17 protein-coding genes are annotated in these 22529 nt (G+C 42.5%); 8 read left to right on the top strand and 9 right to left on the bottom strand.

Going from position 1 to position 22529, the window contains the following annotated elements; all coding sequences use genetic code 11:
- The first annotated feature begins 2 nt into the window (after positions 1 to 2).
- The 4 genes from FO442_RS02760 (at position 3) to FO442_RS02745 (ending at position 4020) form a co-directional block, all read left to right on the top strand.
- The gene (locus tag FO442_RS02760; RefSeq protein WP_144331607.1) at positions 3 to 689 is read left to right on the top strand and encodes a phosphoadenylyl-sulfate reductase; all 687 of its coding nucleotides are present in this window, start codon (positions 3 to 5) and stop codon (positions 687 to 689) included.
- 13 nt (positions 690 to 702) lie between these two features.
- Positions 703 to 1602, top strand: a complete 900-nt coding sequence (gene cysD, locus FO442_RS02755) for a sulfate adenylyltransferase subunit CysD (protein ID WP_144331606.1) — start codon at positions 703 to 705, stop codon at positions 1600 to 1602.
- Between the two features lie 96 nt (positions 1603 to 1698).
- Entirely contained in the window at positions 1699 to 2940 is a 1242-nt protein-coding gene (locus FO442_RS02750) for a sulfate adenylyltransferase subunit 1 (protein WP_144331605.1), read from the top strand.
- A 69-nt stretch (positions 2941 to 3009) separates the two neighbouring features.
- Complete coding sequence (locus FO442_RS02745; protein WP_144331604.1) at positions 3010 to 4020, top strand: NAD(P)/FAD-dependent oxidoreductase; 1011 nt, start codon at positions 3010 to 3012, stop codon at positions 4018 to 4020.
- A 79-nt stretch (positions 4021 to 4099) separates the two neighbouring features.
- Here FO442_RS02745 and FO442_RS02740 read toward each other — a convergent pair whose 3' ends face one another.
- Together FO442_RS02740 and FO442_RS02735 are read right to left on the bottom strand one after the other, a co-directional pair.
- On the bottom strand, positions 4100 to 4543 hold the full coding sequence (locus FO442_RS02740) for a hypothetical protein (RefSeq protein ID WP_144331603.1): 444 nt from the start codon (positions 4541 to 4543) through the stop codon (positions 4100 to 4102).
- Positions 4544 to 4746: 203 nt separating this feature from the next.
- Positions 4747 to 6708: a M1 family metallopeptidase gene (locus tag FO442_RS02735; RefSeq protein ID WP_144331602.1), complete on the bottom strand. Its 1962-nt coding sequence runs from the start codon at positions 6706 to 6708 to the stop codon at positions 4747 to 4749.
- A 196-nt stretch (positions 6709 to 6904) separates the two neighbouring features.
- On the opposite strand from FO442_RS02735, the gene FO442_RS02730 reads away from it, so the two are divergent.
- Positions 6905 to 10186, top strand: a complete 3282-nt coding sequence (locus tag FO442_RS02730) for an ATP-binding protein (RefSeq protein WP_144331601.1) — start codon at positions 6905 to 6907, stop codon at positions 10184 to 10186.
- Between the two features lie 47 nt (positions 10187 to 10233).
- Here the strand turns inward: FO442_RS02730 and FO442_RS02725 are convergent, their stop codons facing one another.
- The 6 genes from FO442_RS02725 to FO442_RS02700 all read right to left on the bottom strand — a co-directional run bounded on the left by FO442_RS02725 (position 10234) and on the right by FO442_RS02700 (position 15620).
- Positions 10234 to 10671, bottom strand: coding sequence for a GNAT family N-acetyltransferase (locus tag FO442_RS02725; RefSeq protein ID WP_144331600.1), 438 nt, complete (start codon positions 10669 to 10671; stop codon positions 10234 to 10236).
- Between the two features lie 55 nt (positions 10672 to 10726).
- The gene (locus FO442_RS02720) at positions 10727 to 13054 is read right to left on the bottom strand and encodes a S9 family peptidase (protein WP_144331599.1); all 2328 of its coding nucleotides are present in this window, start codon (positions 13052 to 13054) and stop codon (positions 10727 to 10729) included.
- Positions 13044 to 13583 carry a hypothetical protein gene (locus tag FO442_RS02715; protein WP_144331598.1) on the bottom strand — a complete coding sequence of 180 codons (540 nt, stop codon included), beginning with the start codon at positions 13581 to 13583 and terminating at the stop codon, positions 13044 to 13046. The genes FO442_RS02720 and FO442_RS02715 overlap by 11 nt, the downstream gene beginning before the upstream one ends.
- A 120-nt stretch (positions 13584 to 13703) precedes the next feature.
- Positions 13704 to 14309, bottom strand: a complete 606-nt coding sequence (locus FO442_RS02710; protein ID WP_144331597.1) for an alpha-ketoglutarate-dependent dioxygenase AlkB family protein — start codon at positions 14307 to 14309, stop codon at positions 13704 to 13706.
- Between the two features lie 88 nt (positions 14310 to 14397).
- Complete coding sequence (locus FO442_RS02705; RefSeq protein ID WP_144331596.1) at positions 14398 to 14676, bottom strand: hypothetical protein; 279 nt, start codon at positions 14674 to 14676, stop codon at positions 14398 to 14400.
- A gap of 86 nt (positions 14677 to 14762) precedes the next feature.
- Complete coding sequence (locus FO442_RS02700) at positions 14763 to 15620, bottom strand: SDR family oxidoreductase (RefSeq protein WP_144331595.1); 858 nt, start codon at positions 15618 to 15620, stop codon at positions 14763 to 14765.
- A gap of 148 nt (positions 15621 to 15768) precedes the next feature.
- Here FO442_RS02700 and FO442_RS02695 point away from each other — a divergent pair, with 148 nt between their 5' ends.
- From FO442_RS02695 to FO442_RS02685, 3 genes are all read left to right on the top strand, one after another.
- Positions 15769 to 16155, top strand: coding sequence for a winged helix-turn-helix transcriptional regulator (locus FO442_RS02695; protein WP_144331594.1), 387 nt, complete (start codon positions 15769 to 15771; stop codon positions 16153 to 16155).
- A gap of 213 nt (positions 16156 to 16368) precedes the next feature.
- Entirely contained in the window at positions 16369 to 18069 is a 1701-nt protein-coding gene (locus FO442_RS02690) for a M14 family zinc carboxypeptidase (protein WP_144331593.1), read from the top strand.
- Between the two features lie 118 nt (positions 18070 to 18187).
- A complete protein-coding gene (locus tag FO442_RS02685; RefSeq protein ID WP_144331592.1) occupies positions 18188 to 21649 on the top strand; it encodes a T9SS type A sorting domain-containing protein in 3462 nt (1153 codons plus the stop codon).
- 104 nt (positions 21650 to 21753) lie between these two features.
- On the opposite strand, the gene FO442_RS02680 is transcribed toward FO442_RS02685, so the two are convergent.
- Positions 21754 to 22476 carry a hypothetical protein gene (locus tag FO442_RS02680; protein ID WP_144331591.1) on the bottom strand — a complete coding sequence of 241 codons (723 nt, stop codon included), beginning with the start codon at positions 22474 to 22476 and terminating at the stop codon, positions 21754 to 21756.
- Between the last annotated feature and the right edge of the window lie 53 nt (positions 22477 to 22529).

Genomic DNA, 22529 nt, shown 5'->3' with positions numbered 1-22529 from the left:
AAATGATTGAGAAAATAAAAGAAATAACCTATACCGGTCTGGAGGATTATTTGTTTCGAATAGCTTCTTTGGAAGGATTAAGACTCGCTTTTTCTTCCAGTTTGAGCTGGGAAGATCAGGTATTGACACATGCCATTTATTCGCAGGATTTGCCGATTCGTGTATTTACACTTGATACGGGGCGTTTATTCCCGGAAACTTACAGTGTAATGGAATCCACGCGTCAGCGATACAACAAAGAGCTGAAGGTGTATTTCCCGGATTATCAGGCCGTAGAACAACTGGTAACTCAAAAAGGTCCGCTTAGCTTTTATGAATCGCTTGAAAACAGGAAGGAATGTTGCTTTGTTCGCAAAGTAGAACCCTTGAACCGTGCACTCGAAAATGTAGATGTGTGGGTTACCGGACTTCGTGCGGAACATTCGGAAAACCGGGCCGGTTTGGAGTTGGTAGAATGGGACGAACAACGTCGGATAATAAAAGTAAATCCTTTGGCAAACTGGAGTTTGGAAGAGGTGAAAGCATACATTAAACAGTACAATATTCCTTACAACGTGTTGCAGGACAGGGGATTCATCAGTTTAGGCTGTCAGCCTTGTACACGCGTTGTTAAAGAGGGAGAATCCTTCCGCTCGGGGAGATGGTGGTGGGAAGATAGTTCAAAAAAAGAATGCGGATTACATAGTTAATTAGAGGAATTAAATGAAAGATTATTTAGACGAATTGGAAGCAGAAGCAATTTATATCCTGAGGGAAGTTGCCGGACAGTTTGATCGGCCTGCCTTGCTGTTTTCAGGAGGAAAGGACAGTATTTGCCTGGTACATTTGGCCTTGAAGGCTTTCCGGCCGGGTAAATTCCCGTTCCCGCTGGTTCATGTAGATACAGGACACAATTTCAGGGAGGCGCTCGATTTTCGGGATGCACTGGCAGCCGAATTGGAAGAGCAGCTGATTGTTCGGAAGGTGGAGGATACGATTGCCAAAAAGAAATTGCAGGATGCAAAGGGAAAGTTTCCGAGTAGGAATGCATTGCAAACGTTTACATTATTGGATGTGATCGAAGAATTTGAATTTGATGCCTGCATCGGTGGTGCGAGAAGAGATGAGGAGAAAGCAAGGGCAAAGGAACGTGTTTTTTCTGTGCGGGATGAATTCGGACAGTGGAACCCAAAGTTGCAACGGCCGGAATTGTGGAGCATCTATAATGGGAAAATTGACAAAGGCGAAAATGTACGGGTGTTTCCGATTAGTAATTGGACAGAGCTGGATGTGTGGAATTACATCAAACGTGAAAACATTCGCCTGCCTGAAATTTATTTTACCCACGAAAGGGAATGTGTACTAACGGAACAAGGCCAATTGATGGCGAATAATGAATTCCTGAACCTGGATGAAAATGACCGGATCGTTATCAAAAACGTCCGCTACCGGACTGTCGGGGATATGACATGTACTGCAGCCATTGAAAGTGAAGCTTATTCGGTCGATGATATTATTTCAGAACTGAAAGAAGCCAAGATCTCTGAACGAGGTGCTACGCGCATGGATGACCGCATTTCGGAAGCGGCGATGGAAGACCGGAAGAAGGGGGGGTATTTTTAATTATCAATTGTTTCCCCCTTTGAAGGGGGATTAAGGGGGATGGCCACCCCTCTTAATCTCCCCTCAAGGGGAGAGGGGCAAACAATTTAAAAAAAAATGGATTTATTACGATTTTTTACGGCAGGAAATGTGGATGACGGGAAAAGTACCCTGATAGGTCGTTTGTTATACGACAGCGAGTCAATTTCCACAGATATTATAGAAACACTGACACGCCAGAGTAAAACAACCGCTGACAATACAGAAATTGACCTGGCTTTGTTAACCGATGGTTTGCGTGCTGAACGCGAACAGGGAATTACCATTGATGTGGCTTACAAGTACTTTTCGACGGGTAAACGCAAATTTATCATCGCGGATACTCCCGGACATGCGCAGTATACACGGAACATGTTCACTGGGGCATCAACGGCACAATTGGCAATTATTCTGATTGATGCACGGAACGGAATTACCGATCAAACCAAGCGTCACAGTATCATTGCTGCTGTCCTTGACATGCCGCAGGTTTTACTTTGCATTAATAAAATGGACCTGGTCGATTACAGCGAACAGCGCTTTGAAGAAATTGTTTCGGAATACACCGATTTTTCAAAGAAAATAGGATTGAAGCAAGTGGATTATATTCCGACTTCTGCTCTGGTAGGAGAGAATGTGGTTCACAAAAGCAAACGAATGAACTGGTTTCCGGGTCCGTCCTTACTTCAGTACCTGGAAAATATTGAAATAACAGCTTCAGACGTCTCGGAAGAAGCCCGTTTTCAGGTGCAATATGTGATTCGTCCTCAAACGGAAGCGTTGCACGATTACCGGGGATATGCCGGCAGTGTCCTGAACGGAACTTTCCGGGTAGGCGATGAGGTAACCGTTCTGCCTTCCGGACTGACAAGCAGAATTTCCGCAATTGAATACAATTTGAAGGAAGTTGCGCGTGCGGAAAAGAATCAACCCATCGTGCTGCATCTGGAAGATGACCTGGATATCAGCCGTGGAAACACAATTGTTCCGACCGGAGCTTTACCTCTTTCTGAAAAATCTCTGGAAGCCACCATCTGCTGGATGGATAGTAAGGCATTTAATTCAGGACAAAAATTCATTTTGCAGCAAAACAGTTTTCGCACCAAAGCAGCAATAAAGGAAATTCATTCAAAGATTGATATTCACAGTTTCCGGGATTTGGAAAGTGACGGAACACTCGCTCTGAATGAATTGGCTAAAGTCTCCATCAAAACGGCTGAAGCAGTGAGTTACGATGCATTTAAACGATTGGCGAAAACAGGCTCCTTTATCTTAATCAATGAAAACACCCATCAAACAGTCGCGGCGGGAGTCATTTAAATGGAACATGTAAAAGTGATAATTGAAAAGACTTTTACATGTTTCCAGTATCAATTAAAAACAAAAATCATGATCGAAACAGATATCCTTATTATCGGTGCTGGGCCTGTGGGCCTGTTTACAGTTTTTGAAGCCGGATTGTTAAAGTTGCGTTGTCACTTAATTGACTCACTTCCTCAGCCTGGCGGACAATGTTCGGAGATTTACCCGAAAAAACCGATTTATGATATTCCCGGTTTTCCATCGGTGCTGGCAGGAGATTTAATTAATAACCTGGTGTTGCAGAGCGCTCCGTTTAAACCTGGTTTTACATTGGGAGAAGCAGCATCAACAATTGAAAAACAAGCCGACGGAACGTTCGTTGTAACAACTGTGAAGGGAACGGAACACAAAGCTCCGGTTGTCATGATCGCAGGAGGATTGGGTGTTTTCGAACCGCGAAAACCACCGATTGACAGTATCGGGCTTTTCGAAGAAAAAGGAGTGGATTATATGATCAAAGACCCGGAAGTCTTCCGGGGGAAAAAATGTGTAATCGCCGGAGGTGGTGACTCAGCCCTGGACTGGTCGATTTACCTGGCGGAAAATAACATCGCTTCGGAAGTAACGCTGGTGCATAGAAGTGCTTCGTTCCGAGGTCACCTGGATTCTGTTCAAAAAGTAATTGATCTGGCGGATTCCGGAAAAATTATGCTCATTACGGAAGCCGAAGTAACGGATTTAAAAGGAGGGAGAGTACTGGAAGAAGTGGTGATCAGTCATTCGAAAAACGGGGAGATTATCACAAAAGCGGATCATTTTATTCCCTTGTTCGGTCTGAAACCTTCTCTTGGCCCGATCGCAGATTGGGGACTGGAAATTGAGAAAGGAGCCATCCGGGTGAATACACTGGATTATTCCACCAATATTCCGGGAATTTACGCAATCGGAGATGTCAATACCTACGAAAATAAATTGAAGTTGATCTTGTGTGGTTTCCATGAGGGAACCCTGGCTGTTCAATCAGCATTTGCACGCATCCATCCGGATAAGAAGAATATCCTGAAATATACAACCGTCAACGGGGTAAACGGTTTTTAGAAAAGGTGAAGGCATAAATAAGAAATCCCCGGCTTCTTTAATTATAGAACCGGGGATTTATTATTCGTGAATGAATTTCTTAATGGCTGTGACCTTCACCTTCCTTGTGCTCGTGCTCGTGGTCATGACCTTCAGTAGTGGAACAAAGTCCTTGGATCTGATGGAACACATCGTGCAGGCCTGAAAGAGATTTGGTAATCTTCTTGTCGCTTGCACCGTCCTTAATTGCTGTTTGCAGCTTTTCACTGTCAGCAACCAATTGATCAACCGCTTTTTTCATTTTTTCATTGTTGTAATCAGACGGAAACTTCGATGCCTGAAGCGCTTTTGCCTTTTCTACCATTTCCCCGATACGTGTTTTGATCGGTTCCAAATTTCCTTCTTCACTCGGGTGAAATGTTTGTGCCATCACCTTGTGGAACTCTTTCAGTTCCGGCCATTCTTGTTTGCTTTGTGCTGAAGCATGGTTTGCAAGTGCCGCAAATCCAAATCCTACTAATAGTAATAAAGCGATCTTTTTCATCATTGTATTTTTTAAATCCCGACATGTTATCGCCGGAGGTTTTTAGTTCCGTAAAATTAGGGAGGATTTTCGGACTGAAATGATAAATAACAATAATTTAAGTCCTCGCCGGCTGAAGAACTCTCTAAATGAAATCAGTCTAAATAAATGGAAAACAAAAAAGTCGCTGTGTTCGCAGCGACTTATGAAGTGAGAGGGATGAATTAGCGCTTAATCAACTTACTGAATTTTTCCCCGGCAGCTTTTGAAATCACCTGGAGAATATACGTTCCCTGTGCCTGATTTTTCAAATCAAGGGTGGTCCAGCTGTTGAAATCGTAAGCTGTGATCGCACTTCCTTTCGAATCTGCCAGCACCAGGCTGTAGTCACCGGATTCTCCCATTTGCACCGTGACCGGTCCGTTTGAAGGATTCGGGTATACGGAAATGCGTGGTTTGTTCGGGTTGTCTTCGAGTCCGGCTGTGAAATTGACGTCTTTGACAATCCCGTTCGATTTGTTACAAATCCAGTTATTCGGATCTATTTTGGTAATGTTCACATAGTTGGAAGCATTGGGAATAATGAATTGGTTTTGAGCACCGGTAATCTGGAAACGAATGGTCGTATCTGCAACACCGCTCCTGTCAAAAAGCAATTCCAGGTCATTGGTGAATAATGGAGTTACAGTTGGTTTGGAGGTTGTTTGATTAATTTCCACCAGTAAGTCGCTTCCTACATTGTTCCATCGAACCGAATAGGTAGGATATCCTTCACCGAAGTACCATTCTTCCAGGAAATTGGTCAGGTCTTTTCCGCTTTCGGTTTCAACCACATTTACCAGTTCAATTCCTGAGGCTACTGAGTCTGCATAGTTGGTTTGGTAAGTTTTTAATGCAGCATAAAATACCGGGTCATTGTCAACCAGGAAACGCATGGTATGCACAATAGCGGCTCCCTTGTCGTAAACCAGTCTGCCAGAAAAAATACTTCCGTCGTTTAGTGAATCGGACACCCAAACGGAACCACCTGTCTGTGTCATAATGTTATCGTGTCGGTCCAGCATGTCCTGCAGCTCATCGCCCGGATACAAATGCTCCAGCATAATGTATTCGGCATAAGAAGCGAATCCTTCGTTTACCCAAATATCAGCCCAGGAAGAGCAGGTAACGTGATCCCCGAACCATTGGTGTGCCAATTCGTGGCAGGTTAAGGTCGGATTGAAAAAACCCTGTGTAGTCATGGTTTGGTGTTCCATTCCTCCTGAAATCGGGGCCATGCAGTGACCATATTTTTCATCGGCGAAAGGATACGGACCGAATAAATCAGCATACAATTCCAAAAAATCAACTGTTTCATCGATGTCATTTTGGAAATTGGGAAGTGTGGCTGGATTGTCATAAATGTAATTTTGGATCAGAACCGGTCCGGAACCTACCGGGTTTGCTGTGACATTGTACTCGACGTATTTGGCAACCGCTACGGAAATCAGGTAATAGTCGATCGGGTGTTTGTGTTTCCATTCGAAACGGTGGGTCCCGTTTCCTAAATCAACTACCTGTTGAAGAACCCCGTTGGAACCTGCTTTACAGTTGGTAGGTACGGTAATCCATACAGCACAGCTGTCGGCTTTGTCTTTTAAGGATTGTTTGGCTGGAAACCATTCGTACGCGGCAAAGGGTTCGGACAAAGACCAGGTTACCTGGTTTCCCCAGGAAGGAGAACTCGCGTTGGTCATTCCGCCTCCGCCTAGCGGATTGGTTGTTGCATTGGGAGGTGTTCCGCTGTAATTGACATGGATCACAAAGTTTTCTCCCTGCAGTTTGTTTACCGGAACTTTCAACGCACTGTTTTGGCGCGAATAGGTCACAGGTGTTCCGTCAACTTCAATGGATGAGATCACAAATGTTTGAAAGAATTCGACTAATGCAGTATCCAGGTCTGTCCGTGCTTTTGCATGGATTTCAGCAGAACCGGATAACGTGGTGGAAGTATTTGTCATGTTCAGGTCCAGAAAGTAATAATGAACATCATACAATTCTGTTTGTGCAATCTGTGCAATGGTAAATGTATTGCTCTTCTGCACTGAGTTGGTGTATTTCTTCACCGAGGAACAGGAACCTTTTGAATCCTGCGCAAAATGAAAAAACGGGAGGAAAAGAAGAGAGAGGAGAATGTTGTTTTTCATAGTATCGTTTTATTAGCGTTCGAATTTAAGGAATACTTGACATAAATACATGAAAAGCACAAAAACAAGTAGCCAAATGCATGATCCGTTTAGTGTAAGGCACAATCTATTCATTTTTAGCCCTTTTCATCGAGGGTTTAAAATAAAGCTGGAAAATAATCCCTAATTTCACGTTAAATGTTTGTTATTCAAATTTATGAGTTCCAAACCTGGAAAAATAGCTGGTAAGCGTGTTAGATTCGGATTACTGACCTTATGTGTTCTCCTGAATCAATCTGTCGTGTTCGCGGATTCCATTCAGGACAAGGCGTATTCCGTGACCAAAATGCTGCGTCGTGCAAAGGAAATGGAGGATTCGGACATTTATTCCAGCATCGCTCTGTTGTCTAAGGCGAATCGCCTGCGTGAAACCAATAGCAAAAAGAACCTGAAGTATGAGGTTTTACACACCCTGAGCGTTTATCAAAAGCAAACGGGTAACCTCAAGTCTGCTACGGATTATGCTTACCAGGCACTCGCGGTGGCCGAACAGATGCAGGATCATCAACGGATTGCTGAAACGGAAAAATTAATCGGCCAGATTTTTAAGAACCTGAGAGTGTTTTTGAAAGCCAGGAATCACTTTGAACGGGCAATGGCGGAATTTAGAAAAGGGAAAAATCTGGAAGAGTATTTTACATGTAAAAGTTACGTGGGGCATTGTTTAACTGATTATGGACATGAGAAAAAGAATACCTGGTACCTGGGTTGTGCGGAAAAAATCTACAAGTCGACCTTGTTTGAAGCAAAAACGAAGAAGTTTGATCATTTCATTTTATCATCTAATAACAACCTGTCGAATTTATACCTGATCTATTACCAGGTTCGGAAGCAAAAAGAGGATTTGACAACCAGCCGGAAATATGCACAAAAATGCATTGAAGGGGCGTTGGCCATGAAAGATACGGTCAGCTATGCGGTTGGCTATTCCAATTATGGTGAAGCATACGGACTGGAAGGGCAAACAGACAGCTTGAAAAAGTACTTGGATTTTGCACGTAAGATTTATGTTCGTAAAAAAATGCCGGAATTCATTTACAGCAATTGCAGGTTGCTGATAAAATCGTATTTACAAAGTAACCGGTTGAATGATGCCGAGAAACTCCTGGGTGAGTATCAAAAATACATCGAACAGTTTCAGTTTTTATCGGAATATAAAGACTATTACGCGTATTATTCGGACCTGGAAAGCAAGAGAGGGAATTACAAAGCAGCTTACGAATACCGGATCAAATACAATGAGAAGCTGGAGGAATACAGCGATGAAGAAAATGCAAAGGAATTGGTTCGCTTGCAATTTCTGTATGATCTGAATAAAAAGAATGAAGAAATTGCCATTTTGAACAAGAACAAACGGCTTCAAAGCGATAATAATGAAAACCAAGTTATTATTTTGAACCTGCTGATAGGAAGTATCGCGCTTTTGATCGCTTTGCTGATTTTTATTTACGTCCGCTATAAAGACCGGGTTTCTTCCAACGAAGTCATTCTCTCCAAGAACAAACAGTTGGAAAGATTGTCTATCGTTGCCAGCAATACGAATAACGGGATTAAGATCACGAACCCACAAGGCGTTATTTCCTGGGTAAATGAAGGATTTGTACGCCTATACGGTTGGAATTCGGCGGAAGAGTTTTTCGAGAAAAAGGGAAACAGTATTTACGAGCTCAGTGGCCTGACGCGCGCTGAAATCTCAGCTTTTATTGAGCAGGCAATCGAAACCAAAGAATCGGTAGTTTTTCAGGCCTTTAAAGAATTGAAAAATCAGGAACAAAAATACATTCAAACGTCTTTGACTCCCGTTTTTGACGAGCACGATGAATTGAAATACTTAGTCTATGTAGACACGGATATTACTGATTTACTGGAGGCGAGGGAATTGGCTATCCGCGAGAAACGGAAGGCTGAGAACGCATTGAAGACACAGGAACTGTTCCTGGCAAATGTCAGTCATGAGATCCGCACACCGATGAATGGGATCATTGGTCTGACCAGGCAGCTGAATGACGAAAAATTGTCCAGGGAACAGCGGGAAATTGTCCATACATTGGGGGTTTCAGCTAACGGACTGTTGCACGTTGTAAATGATTTGCTGGATGTTTCAAAGATCCGTGCTGGAAAAATGTCCTTTGAATACGTGCGGTTTTCGTTGCAGGATTTGTTGTCGAATTTCGTGAATTCGATAGCATACAGGGTAGAAGAGAAAGGATTGGTACTGAAACTCGATTTGGACGAAAAATTGCCCGATTATGTGATTGGTGATCCGGTTCGTTTGAATCAGATCCTGTTAAATATTGTAGGAAATGCAATCAAATTCACTATTGATGGCAGCATTACCCTGAAGGTACAATGCATTCATCAAAAAAAGGGAATGGAGCGCATTTACTTTGAAGTGAAAGATACCGGGATCGGAATTCCTCTGCAAAAACAGGATTTCGTGTTTGAGAATTTCACCCAATTGGAAGATCACCGCACAAGAACTGCTTCCGGAACCGGTTTGGGATTGGGAATTGCAAAATCGCTCGTGGAAGCGATGGGGGGACAGATCAGCTTATTCAGTAAAGAAGGGCAGGGAACAACACTTTCATTTGAACTGGATTTTGAACTTCATAACAAGCATGTGGAAACCAAGGATATCAGTAATGAAGACATTGTCTTGGTGAAAAACCTAGAGGGTTTGCGTGTTCTCCTGGTAGAGGATAATTCCATTAATCAGCGTGTTATCCTGTATGACCTCCATAAATGGAACGTAGAAGTACTTGCAGTGGATAATGCGATTGATGCCATTACAGTTTTGAAAGACCGGAATTTTGATGTAATCCTGATGGACTATTACATGCCGCGAATGGATGGAATGGAAGCTACCCGTTTTATCCGGACAAAATTTGCCGAACCGACCTGCTCTGTTCCGATTATTGCAATTACTGCTTCTGCCATGGTGGGGGATCAGAATAAATTCATTGAAGCCGGGATGAATGATTATATCTCAAAACCATTCAATCCTGAAAAACTCTATCAGTTATTGGTAAAATGGGGATACCAGAACAATATCCTGTTTACGGAAGCGAAGAACCAGGAGGAAGAAGAAACTCCCGAATTGCTGGATCTCTCGATCCTGGAAGAACGTGCAGAAGGAAGCGAAGAGTACCTGATGGAAATGTATGGAGCCTTCCTGGAAATGATGCCGCAATATTCCATTGACCTGATCCATTTCTTTGAAGACGAGGACTGGGAGGGATTGCGAAAACAAGCGCATCAGATTTTAAGTCCGGCAAGATTGTTCGGAATGAATATCACTGCCGGATTATTGCTGAACCTTGAAAAAGATACCCAACTCAGCAAAGAAGAAACCAAAGAACTGGTTTCTAAAATTGTAGACCAGATTCAAACCTGCGGAAAAATGATCCGCGACCAGATGAAGCGCATCAAATCAAATTAATTATCAAGGGCGAAGGATCTCTTGATAAAATCGTTTTATAATTGCTTTCAGGTCAACCCTTCTTCATCCAGGATTTTGATAAAATGGAATCCCCTGGGAGCATATCCCTGGTTGTAATAAAAACGGTGTGCCTTAAAATTAGTGGTGTAAGCATCCAGGACCATGATGTTGCATTGAAGCTCAAACGCTTTTTCTTCCAGGTATTGCTGGATCACTTTTCCTACACCACTTCCTCTGGCAGATTCACGAACGATCACATTGTCCAGTTCCAGGTACCGGCCGCACCACAATTTTGTTGCCAGCCAATACCCGCTGATTGCCACACAATCGGAAGCAATGAATACTCCGATTTGTGCATAATTGTTCGGAATCATGTCCGTTAGCATGTTTTGGTAACTTTCCAGGTCCAGGTTGGGATACATTTCCTGCAGAACCGGAAGATGAGGTAACATGTCTTCTAAGGTGTTTAATTCTCTAATCTCCATGATCTTAAAAAATTGCGAATGGTTCTTCTAAAGAAATACCTGGTGAACACGGAAGTTAGTTTAAATGAGTTTCAAAAAGTTCTAAAATCCGTCTGTACTCATCAATCCATGCAGGAGTAAAGGTAAATCCATGCGCTTCAGTGGGGAAAATGCTCAATTGGAAATTTGTCTTCCCAAGTTCAATAAAACGCTGGTTCAAACGCACAATATCCTGGAATTGCACATTGTCGTCAACCATTCCGTGAAGCATTAGTAAGGGATTCTTCAGGTTTTCTGCAAAATAGATCGGGCTGCTCCTTTTGTATGCTTTTGGGTCCGTAGAAGGGTAATTCAGGATGTTGCTCGTATACTCGTGGTTGTAGTGCGCCCAATCCGTTACAGAGCGCAAGGCTGCTCCGCAATGGAATGTGTCCGGGGTTTTTAGGAGGGCCATCAGTGTAATGAACCCGCCGTAACTTCCGCCGTAAATTCCCACCCGGTTGGAATCAATAGCGTGATTTTTGACCAGGTAGTTTTTGGCATCAACATAATCAGATAGATCACGGTTTCCCATGTTTCGGTAAATACCTGTTCTCCAATCTCTTCCATACCCTTCACTGGCGCGGTAATCCAAATCCAGGACAGTATATCCTTTGGAAATCAGCAATTGGTGGAACAGCATTTCACGTTGGTAATAGCTCCAGTAATAATGCGCATTTTGCAAATATCCGGCACCATGAACAAACAATACCGCGGCTCCGTTCGATTTCTCCGGAGTGTATTTCCGGGAATAGATTTGTTTTCCGTCTGAAGATGGAATTTGAATGATTTCGGGTGCTCGGAGTATCAATTGTTCAAATCCAGGCAGGGTACTTTTGGTAACCGGGACTAATTTTTGGCCGGTTGTATTCGGAACAATGCATAATTCCCATGGCTGTGTGCTTGTTGAGTAGCGGATTGCCCAGGTTTTCTCATCCGGTGATAAACTCCATTCAATTCCGAAATTCCCTTCAAAAAGAGGCGTGATTTTTCCCGAAACCAGGTCCAGTTTATATCCGTTTCGAACGCCCGGATGAACTTTATTGCCGACGAAATAGATTGTTTTTTTGTCGTTGGATAGGAAGGGATCTCGCACTTCCCAGTTGCCGTCGGTTAATGCTCTTTTCGTTCTTGTTGAAGCGTTCATGGAGTACAGGTGTGAATAACCGCTCGCTTCACTCTGAAAAACGAAATCGCCGGTATTTATCCAGAATAGGGTTCCTTCTTCCTCGTTCCATTCCGAAATCCCAGGTCCGCCGATCCAGGCTTCATCGTGCTGGTGTTCCAATTCATTCAAATAACCTGTTGCAAGATCTACCGAACAGATCCAGCGGTCTTTATTATCATACGAACGGATATCAACCAGGGCGGTATTTTCGGCCGGATTCATAATCGCCTGGTGAAAACAGATATCGCGGTCTTTTGAATACGATCCGGTTATTCCGTAATCGGCAAGGTAGGCAGGTTTTTTGCGAATGTCTTTCAGGGAAGAAGCGTTTACAAAATAAACGGTATCCTTTCGTGTGTCAAAAATTCCCATGCGGGTGTTCGGTTCTTTGTCGTTTACCTTCGGTCTCGCTTGTCTGGAGTGTGTAAATCCGTCACCAGTGATATATGATTCGTAATTCGTTGTCGGCTCGTCGGAATCCATGACCAAAACAAAAGAAACATAATTCCCGTCCGCACTTACATTCACGCGGCTCACATATTCATTTTTGGAATAATAAATCCCCGTCGGAACAGGTCGTTTCGGTTGCTTTTCATTCCACTGTTTCTTCTCATCCTGCAATTTAATAAACGAGAATAATTCACGTTGCTGCTGGTAAAGAAAGCTGGTGTCTGCTTTTTCGGCAGGTTGACTTCCCTGGATAAAATTGGTTATCTGTACGATACTTCCAACCGTTTCATTGTAGCAAAACAGGTTGTTCTCCAACATAAAGTAGATGAATGGAGAATTGTTGTTTCTAAAGACCGCTCCAATAGGTTCCTTTCCCGAATAAATAGTTGTTTTTGATTTCGACTTGGAATGATAGCGGGCCAAATCTCCATTGTCATTAAAGTAATGGTTGTCAGATAGGTGAACGTGGTTATCTAAAGTAGGAGTCCAGAAAAAGCGATTGTCGACAACCGGGACTTTAAGTGTGCGCTTTTGTTTCAGTTGATAAGCATACAGGCTCCTTCCCAATTCCCCGTTCGGATTCCAGTCGAACGTGACGGATTCATTATCCATTGCCCAGTGAATGTTCTGTGGCGAAAACCCGACAAATTCTTCCCCTTTCATGATTTCCTCCAAACGAATGGTTTGCGCAAATCCTTGGTGAATGAAGAGTAAAGAAATAAGACCAAAAAGAAGTTTATTGCTCATAATACGGATGTTTACGGTATTTTTTTTCAAATTTTCGGGACATGGCTTGCATGGAAGCTTTCGGATGAGAAGAAATCACCTCAAATAAGGTTCTTAATTCACGCATCAACTCCGGATAAGCAGGTAAATAATGCTGTTCGATCATGCGAAAGGCATGGTGTTTCAAAGCAGGAAGCGTTTCCGGTTGATGCAGGAAATCAATCAACAGGTCCAGCAATTCCCCGTTTTCAGAACAATCGAAGGGTGCATTCACTAAGGCATTGGTCAAATTGCGCTGGACAGAGTGATTTTTGGTCTTTCTCAAAACAGAAACCATCGTATCAAACTCCTCGCGGGTCATCAGTTCAGGATGTTTTTCAAAGAAATGAACCGCAATCCAGGATGCATATTCGGGAAAAGGATATACTTTGGATCTAATTTCGTCAAAAATGGCAGTTTTAAGTTCCGCATCCCTTACCAAAAGTGGGACAACTTCGCTGAAATTGCGGGTAAATTTGAAATCGGATAAAAACTCCTGTGCTGCATTCATATTCAAAGAAAAGCATAATCCTCAAATTGAAAGGGAATTTTTACCTGAAAAAGTGGAATGTATCGAAAGTTGTGTTGCAGCTGACTCCGGTTCTTTTTCATAAACAACGATGGAGAATACTCACTCAACAATTGTCCTGAACGTTAAATTCACTCGCGGTTTATTGGAAAGCTTGGTAGGAGGAAGTCGGTGCAGCCAGTGCTTTTGGGTTTCTCCTTTCATGACCAGTAAACTTCCGTGCTCCAATAAGAGTGAAACGGTTTCCGAACTTTTTTTATGTTTGAAAGCAAACTTGCGCTCACTGCCGAAGCTTAGAGACCCGATAGCTCCGTTTTTCTTCAAATCCCTTTCCGCATCACTGTGCCAGGCCATTCCTTCGCTTCCGTCGTGGTACAGGTTGAGCAGGCAGGAATTATAGGTTTCACCCGTTTTTGTTTCGACAACTTTTTTAAGTTCAAGCAATTCCTTTGTCCAGGGTAGCGCGCGTTTGGTGGTATTAGAATACGTGTATTCAAATGCCCGGTCACCATACCAGGCTACTTTTCGCTTCGTAACGATCAGCTTCCCGAAAATAACCGCTTCGTCGTTTTTCCATTCGATGTGTTCCAACAGGTATTGGAGAAAACGATCTGCCTCTGTTTTTGGGAAAACAACCCCATAATAATGCACGATGCCATCTTGCGGAAGCAGGTTGGTCGTTTCATCTGTGGAGGAGAATAAATCCATTTTTTAAAATTATGAATGATCAATGACGCAATTACCAAGTGGATACGACTTTAGATTATTGATAGTTGCTAATTGATTATTAAAAAGTTTACTTTTTCCGGTAGAATTTCATCATTGCTTTTCCGAAGATCAGGAACAGGAAACAAGTACAGGCTGCGCCTAAAAAGATCCCATTCTTCAAAATCGTTTCGATTCCGTGATTGATATGGAACAAAACCAGCGCAAGTAGAAACTGCACAACAGCATACCAGATATTGGCTTTTGGCTTGTAGCCGAACATCCCGAGAAAACGCGTTTTTGTAATACCCAGTAGCAAGTGGGGAAGCGAGTTCACCAGCAGCACACCGGTTAGAAAATCTATAATCATATATCACTATTGAAAGATTGAAAGTTACAAAATAAAAAAAGCGATCCGTTCATGAATCGCTTTTAAAATTCGCTAAGTGTTGGTCATTAATAAAGTTCTTTGATAAACTCATTCAAAGAACGGGGTTTTCTTCCCAGCAATTGCTCTAAATGATTGTTCGGAACATCGAAGTCTCCGTCTTTGGCTGCTGTTGCGAACCCAATTGAAAAACCGATCATTGCTTCGGGAACTCCAGCCTCTGCCAGTGCTTTTGAAAACTCATCCGCCGAAAGATCATGATAAGCTACTGTTTTTCCCGAATGGGCAGAAAGTGCATCGGCAACATCCTGGAAAGAATAACTTTCTACGTTGGAAATCTCATAGGTTCTGTTTTCATGGTCTTCCGTACTCAATACATTTGCGAAGGCTTCTGCCATTTCTGTTCGCAATGAAAAAGCAACTTTTCCCTTTCCTGCCGGGAAGTTAATACCTGTTTCAAGCACATGCTCTCCGATAAACATCGGAATAACGTCTGCATATAAGTTATCCCTTAAAAAGGTATAATTCAATCCGGAATCCAAAATGTATTTTTCCGTGTCAAAATGTTCTTCCATCAGGTGTTTTAATGCTGAATTTTCAATGTTTTTCATGGAAACACCGGTGTACAAAATGTGTTTTACTCCGGCTTCTTTGGCAGCATCAACTGCTCTTTTTTGCTGTCCCAACCGATCGTTGAAATCATTGGAAGAGATCAAAAGCAGTTTGTCAATCCCCTGAAAAGCCTTTATCAATGAGTCTTTATCGTTATAATCACCGGTTCTCACTGCTACTCCCAAGGCTTTCAGATCTGAAGCCTTATTTTCGTCACGTACTAAAACTGCAATGTTGTCTGCAGGAATCTTCTTTGCCAGAAATTCAACGGTTGCTTTTCCCAAATTTCCTGTTGCACCTGTTACTAAAATCATTTGTCTTTTTTTTAATTGTTAATTGAGCCCCGATATCCATCAGTAGGGTTTGGGTGACAAAGCTATGGATGTAAAGTATATAAAAGGAAGTGCTATACTAAAGTATAGCGCTATACTTTAGTATAGTCCAAAGCCTTAACTTTGCATTATGGGAAATAAAATGACATTGGAACAGGCAAAATCATGCCCCATTCAGTTTGTTTTGGCAATGAATGATACACTGAATGTTATTTCAGGGAAATGGAAGCTGCAAATTATCGGATCGTTACTTTTCGGGAAGACGCGCCGTTTTACGGAAATCCAACGGACTATTCCAAAGATTACACCGCGAATGCTGTCTAAGGAATTGAAAGAATTGGAACTGAACGGAATTGTGAAACGAACGGTTTATGATTCCATCCCGGTAACCATTGAATATGAATTAACGGGTTCTGCCAGACAACTTCAGGAGGTCATGGATACTATGATCCAATGGGGAATCAATCACCGGAAAGGCTTGTTTGAAGAGGAAGTGACCGAAAAAATAGCCGGTTAAAAAATCAGAATTCGAGAATTCGGGTGTTCCCAAAGATACGAACAGATTTACAAGTAAATAGTTCATTTTTAAACTATTACATTTTTAAAATAGATTAAAATAAACCCACGGATTCTGTAAAAAATACCCCGATCCGTTTCTCGTCTGGAATCCTCCAAGGTATCATTTTTTTTTAACCAGTTAACTTTTTGAACATTTGAAGTACTTTTGAGCATGAAGCTGACTTTTTTCGCACTGATTTTTCCACTAATTGGATTCACTCAATGGGACGGAAATAAAACACCGACATATCCCGAATTAATTGACATCTATAAAAAGTGGGATGTCGGTCACCCGGAAATTGAACTTTACCAAATGGGGAAATCCGATACTGAATTTCCTATTTATCTGGTTATTCTGAACGGAGCAGGAGATTCTTTGCAAACGTTTGAGAAAGCAAAGACAAAGACGACGGTTTTAATCAATAATGCCATTCATGCGGGGGAACCGGATGGAGTCAATGCTTGTTTGTTGTGGATCGAAGAGTGGATCAAAAAAGGGAAGAACACAAAAGAGTTGCCTGTAATTGCGATTATTCCGGCTTATAACATCGGAGGAATGCTGAACCGTTCGGCTTCAAGCCGGGCAAACCAAGACGGACCGGAAGAATATGGTTTCAGAGGAAATGCCCAAAACCTGGATCTGAACCGTGATTTTATCAAAATGGATTCGAAAAACATGCAAACGTTTGCAAAAATATATCATGCCCTGGATCCGGATGTATTGGTAGATACACACGTTTCCAACGGGGCCGATTACCAGTATACACTAACGCTGATTCATTCCATGAAAGAGCGGATGACTCCGGGTATGTACCATGTTTTTAGTCAGGAATACATTCCGGATCTAACGAAAACTTTGAAAAAGAAGGGATGGGATTGGTCACCATATGTGGAAACAAGGGAAGAAACTCCCGAATCGGGAATTCAGGCTTTCAATGATCTGCCTCGTTATGCACAAGGTTATGGTTCACTGTTCAATACATTCAGTATCACTGTTGAAACACACATGCTGAAACCTTTTCCACAACGGGTGAAGGCTACGAAAGATTATTTGGATTTTTTAATGCATTGGAGCCAGGTAAATTCAAAGGAAATCGAAAGCGCAAGACAGCAGGCGAAACTTGAAAGCAAGCAGCATGCATCCGGTATTTTCCGGTTCAACTACCAATTGGCGGATAAAAAAGACTCGTTGTTATTTAAAGGATACGAGTTCGGATATAAGCCAAGTGAAATTTCCGGAAAGGAGCGATTATTTTATGATCGTTCGAAGCCTTATGCGAAATACATTCCCTATTATCAAACCTATTTGTCTCATGATTCCGTGCGAATTCCAAAGGGGTACATTGTTTCAGGAGAAGCAACTGCCGTGATCGAGCGGTTAAAAACCAATGGAGTTCAATTCACGGAAATAGAGGATAGGTCCATCCGGAAAGTGCATACGATCCGCATATTGGATTTTGAATCGGCAGCAAAACCCTATGAAGGACACTACCTTCACCGGAAGGTGAAAAGTATGGAGAATGAAGAAGAGGTGAATGTTCCGAAAGGAAGTATATGGATTCCGTGCGACCAGGACAAAGTGAATTTTATCCTGTCTGTTTTGGAGCCGCGTTGCGAAGATTCGTATTTCGTCTGGAACTTCCTGGACAGTTATATCCAGGAAAAAGAATATTTCTCTGCCTATGTTTTCGAAGATGAAGCAGCAAAGTTGCTAAAAGAGAATCCAAGCCTTCGTGAGGAACTGGAAAAGAAGAAAACCGATGACCCGGAATTTGCCAAAAGTGCTGAAGCGCAGTTGTTCTTTGTCTATCAGAACAGTCAACGGTTTGAAAAAAAGACCTTTAACCGGCTTCCAATCTACAAAGTTTACTAACCAGCTTTGCAATAGTTGAGTGTAAAAAAGGGTGTTTGTCCCGAAAATGTCGCAAAATCGATGTAGTTGCAGAGACGTGTTTGGACTATCTTTACCATTCTATACTTGATTATAAAACATGAAAAAATTGACTTTAAGTCCGCTGCGGTGGATTCTCTCCGGTGTCTTGGGATTAATTGCAATGACTTCTCTTGCTCAGGATACGACCTGGGTTCAAACCTATACGTTTGATACCATCAGCACACGTAGAGCTGAATTCCAATTTCCGGCTAGTTTGGATACAAAGCGCTTTGAGAAAGTGCTGATGTATTACAAGTTGAAATGCAGTCCTTTGACAACCTGGGACAATTACAATTGTGGAGAATGGGATTATTTGGCTTACACACGCATTTTTGAACATACAGGAATCATGGACTCAGTCCAGTTTGACGGGAAGAAGTTTAAAGTGAATACTATTGCACCGGCTTCTTATGCGTATGCCAACCAGGCATATTTTGATCAGCAATACAGGCAAGTTACCAGAAGAACCGTGCAGAGTTCTGATATGCATGCCATTTCTGGAACAGCTTCTTCGGTGATCAATTTTGTGAATGCAGGTTCCAACGGAGCCAAAATGCAATGGATCGTTTCTGCTTCTGATTTGGCTGCAAACGGAATCGTTGCGGGAAATCTCCAGGCTTTGCAATTAATGTTCAACCAGGATGTTTCCGAATTGGAAAATGTAACGGTCAAACTCAAGCATACTTTAGCTGCTTCCCTGACTGCATGGGAAACAAGTGGACTGACAACCGTGTATGCGGATGATATCATGAATATAGTGAATGGAGCAAATGTTTTTCATTTTGCACAACCGTTCAGTTATAACGGAACAGATAACCTGATTATCGAAATTTCTTATGAAGATGCTCACACTGCAAGCATTTCAAGCGGATTGGCTATGCAAACACTTGGTTCGGGCACATCGTTGTTTTACAATAACAGGGGAGGTGTTTTCCATGCAACCGGAAGCAATTTCGCTGATTTGAATTTAAGTAATGTCAATTTGGGTGGCGATGTAACAGTGGCTTTCTGGGCAAAAGGAAATGGAGTGGCAGGAACGAACACTTCAGTTTTGGAAGCTGTTGACTCCTTAAATCACCGTGTATTCAACATCCATTTTCCCTGGTCTGATAACAACATTTACTTCGATGCGGGGAATGGACCCAATTACGATCGAATTTCAAAACTGGCAACGGCAGCGGAAATTGATAATGTTTGGCATCATTGGGCCTTTGTGAAGAAAACTTCAACAGGTCAGATGTTCATCTATAAAGATGGAGTACAATGGCATTCGGGAACCGGGAAAAATTTACCGGTAGGAAAGATCTCGCGATTTGTTTTGGGTGCAAATGCTGCTGAAGGGAATTTTTATAATGGCCAGTTGGATGAATTTTCTATTTGGTCAACAGCTTTGAATGCCTCCGATATTGCAGCGTGGATGAATAAAAAAATAAACAATTCCCATCCGAATTATGCTGATTTGGAACTGTACTATGATTTCGACGGTGAAAGTGGAATAATCGACCGCAGTGTGCATAATCGGTTAGCAATGGCTTCCAATACGAGTGCAGTAATGATTTTGAACAACAGCTATATTGCGGGAACGGAAAGCCTGAATGAAATTCCTGTTTTTTCATTGGATAATGGGACGTACAACGCCCCTGAAACGGATTCTGTTTTAACGGCAGTTTTCCCGGAAGTTTCTGTGAAATTCAACTACGTTGCAAGCGACAATAGTTTCATTGTGGCTTCCAATGAGAAGACCTATGCTTTGGGGACAATCGATACGTTGACATCAACCGGTGCAACAATTGGTTCTGGACCAAGTCCGGTTGACATAACTGAAACGAATGCAACCATTACCTATTACGAACCTCCTTTTGAAGAAGTGAATGATATTGAGATTGGCCGCTACATTACTCCTTATGGGATTGGGTTTGATTTGGGACCGCAAGGATTTACCTGGATTTATGATGTGACCGATTATCAGAAATACCTGCATGGCATGGTGGATCTTGCTGCTCACAATACCCAGGAACTGATCGATTTGAAGTTTGCATTTATTGAAGGAATTCCGGCAAGAGATGTGCATGACATCAAACCGATCTGGCAAAACTGGACATCTTATAATTATGCCGATATGGCAAATGATGTAGTCCTGCAGGCAAAAGAAGTAGTTCTTTCAGATACTTCTGCCAACTTTAAGATCAGAACACGTTTAACCGGACATGGTCAGGTTGGAAACGGCGCATGTTGCGAATGGCAGGATAAACAACATAAAATCATCATCGATGGAGTAGAGCGGTTCAGCTGGAGTATTTGGAGAACGGATGGTTGTGGAGAAAACCCGAATATCGGACAGGGAGGAACCTGGCCGTATGCACGTGAAGGCTGGTGTCCGGGCGACATGGTCACAGATTTCGATCACGAACTGACATCTTACGTTACACCGGGTGATACCGTAACGATTGATTATGACATTACAGATGTACCTGTAAACGATCCGGGACAGGCCGGAGGTAATTTTATTACGGCCATTGACCTGGTATCGTATTCAGCTCCAAACTTTCAGTACGATGCGGCTATTCTGGATGTATTGAATCCAAACAGTTATGAATACTATAGTAAATGGAATCCTACTTGTTCGAATCCGCGTGTGATCCTGCAAAATAACGGATCTCTCCCGCTGACTTCCTGTAAGATCCGCATTTGGGTGACCTATGGCAATTTTATCGACTATGTTTGGACCGGGAACCTGGGATTCCTTCAGAAAGAAATGGTTGAAATCCCGATTACCAACCAGAATTTTTGGTTCGGTGCAAATCCGTCCAATGGATTTTATGCCCGTGTAATTGAAATTTCCGGATCCAATACACTCGACGAATACCATCAAAACGATGAGTTCAGAACGAAATATACTGCCCCGGAAGTAATTAACGGTGCGTTCTACGTGTGGATGACCACCAATAACAAGGCGAATGAAAACAAATGGAGATTGGTGGATCAGAACGGGAATATTATTTTCCAGAGAACCACATTGACAAATACAACGGATTATAAGGATACATTCGATTTGGCACCTGGGTGTTATTCGTTGATTTTGGAAGACAGCGACGACGATGGAATCGGGTTCTGGTATTCGGCACAAGTGGAAGGAGAAACAACCGGTGGATTCAGAGTAAGAAAAGTAGGAGGTTCCATGATCGAAATTTTCCCTTCGGATTTCGGATCATATCACCGATACGATTTCTCCGTTGGTTTTGGTTTAGGTCTGGAAGAAGAAGTGTCGGATAATGAGCTAATGGTTTTTCCGAATCCGTCTGCGGATAAAATCCGTGTGGAGTTGGTTGGAAATGTTGGAAACAACGCCAAAGTAGAAATTATTGATATGAATGGCCGGGTGGTGAAACACCAATCGGTTAACGGGAATAATCAAACGTATGCGGCAGACTTCCGCGTGGATGATATGCAGAACGGATACTATTTGGTACGTGTAAGCGGAGATAACGGTTCCGAAACGACACCGTTTGTTAAGCAATAAGGATTAAACTGAAAATAGAACGGGGTTCATTCGCATTGGCGAAGAACCCCGTTTTTATTTATGGAACGCTCAAAGGTAATCGAGCGAAATGGGTTATTGTTAGACTATTTTAGTGCGGCGGCTATTTTGTTGAAACCATAAGGCAATACGCCCAGCCCCAAACCGTAAAGTACATTGGTAAGATTTCCCAGGTCTACCTTTTCCGTACCGGTAAAAGACTTGTAGAAATAAAATGTGCAAATACAGCAAGCCAGGGCAATGGATGTGATCCCGCAAATGAATACGATCAGCCTGCTGGTGCTTTGTGTTTTTTGGCTATCGGCTTCTGTATCTGCGGTGGTGTTTGCCGGCTGATCCAATGTGGCCGTAGCGGCTGTAACCTGGTCCGGACTTGTAAAAGCTTGTGAGTTGTTTTTAATAATATCTGCTTTTGTCTCCAGTGTTTTAGCTGCTGTCGCCGCCGCTGCTTTTTTCTTCTCTGCTACCGCTTCTTTGTCAATCAGGATATCGCTGAGTTTGACCCCGTCTTTTCTTAATTTGAAAAAGATCATTGAGATCAGTACACTGAAAAAAGCGACCGGTAAAAATGTAATGACGTCCTGTACAACTTTGCTGCCTGCCGTGGCTGCAGTAGACGGGGTATTTGCAGCTTTTGTGACTGTGCTGTCCTGTGTTGCAGGTTTGACAGCGGGTTGCAGGGCGTTGATAACTGATTTGTTACTTCGCTCAACGATCCTGCTGATAGTAGCTGAATCCAGTGGTTGAGCTGAGCAAAGGGTGTTTACCGGCATCCAAGCCAGTAGCGTGTAAAAGATGTAGTATTTCATAAATAGTGATTTTTTTCAAATGTAGCATTAAAAATGAAATAGCTGCAAAAAAC

The organism is Fluviicola chungangensis (assembly GCF_007558725.1).
Classification (GTDB): domain Bacteria; phylum Bacteroidota; class Bacteroidia; order Flavobacteriales_D; family Crocinitomicaceae; genus Fluviicola; species Fluviicola chungangensis.
This window is presented reverse-complemented; position numbering and strand designations above follow the sequence as displayed.

Coding starts and splice junctions, on each gene's coding strand:
- FO442_RS02760 (WP_144331607.1), top strand. CDS start 3: ATGATTGAGAAAATAAAAGAAATAACCTATACCGGTCTGGAGGATTAT.
- cysD (WP_144331606.1), top strand. CDS start 703: ATGAAAGATTATTTAGACGAATTGGAAGCAGAAGCAATTTATATCCTG.
- FO442_RS02750 (WP_144331605.1), top strand. CDS start 1,699: ATGGATTTATTACGATTTTTTACGGCAGGAAATGTGGATGACGGGAAA.
- FO442_RS02745 (WP_144331604.1), top strand. CDS start 3,010: ATGATCGAAACAGATATCCTTATTATCGGTGCTGGGCCTGTGGGCCTG.
- FO442_RS02740 (WP_144331603.1), bottom strand. CDS start 4,543: ATGAAAAAGATCGCTTTATTACTATTAGTAGGATTTGGATTTGCGGCA.
- FO442_RS02735 (WP_144331602.1), bottom strand. CDS start 6,708: ATGAAAAACAACATTCTCCTCTCTCTTCTTTTCCTCCCGTTTTTTCAT.
- FO442_RS02730 (WP_144331601.1), top strand. CDS start 6,905: ATGAGTTCCAAACCTGGAAAAATAGCTGGTAAGCGTGTTAGATTCGGA.
- FO442_RS02725 (WP_144331600.1), bottom strand. CDS start 10,671: ATGGAGATTAGAGAATTAAACACCTTAGAAGACATGTTACCTCATCTT.
- FO442_RS02720 (WP_144331599.1), bottom strand. CDS start 13,054: ATGAGCAATAAACTTCTTTTTGGTCTTATTTCTTTACTCTTCATTCAC.
- FO442_RS02715 (WP_144331598.1), bottom strand. CDS start 13,583: ATGAATGCAGCACAGGAGTTTTTATCCGATTTCAAATTTACCCGCAAT.
- FO442_RS02710 (WP_144331597.1), bottom strand. CDS start 14,309: ATGGATTTATTCTCCTCCACAGATGAAACGACCAACCTGCTTCCGCAA.
- FO442_RS02705 (WP_144331596.1), bottom strand. CDS start 14,676: ATGATTATAGATTTTCTAACCGGTGTGCTGCTGGTGAACTCGCTTCCC.
- FO442_RS02700 (WP_144331595.1), bottom strand. CDS start 15,620: ATGATTTTAGTAACAGGTGCAACAGGAAATTTGGGAAAAGCAACCGTT.
- FO442_RS02695 (WP_144331594.1), top strand. CDS start 15,769: ATGGGAAATAAAATGACATTGGAACAGGCAAAATCATGCCCCATTCAG.
- FO442_RS02690 (WP_144331593.1), top strand. CDS start 16,369: ATGAAGCTGACTTTTTTCGCACTGATTTTTCCACTAATTGGATTCACT.
- FO442_RS02685 (WP_144331592.1), top strand. CDS start 18,188: ATGAAAAAATTGACTTTAAGTCCGCTGCGGTGGATTCTCTCCGGTGTC.
- FO442_RS02680 (WP_144331591.1), bottom strand. CDS start 22,476: ATGAAATACTACATCTTTTACACGCTACTGGCTTGGATGCCGGTAAAC.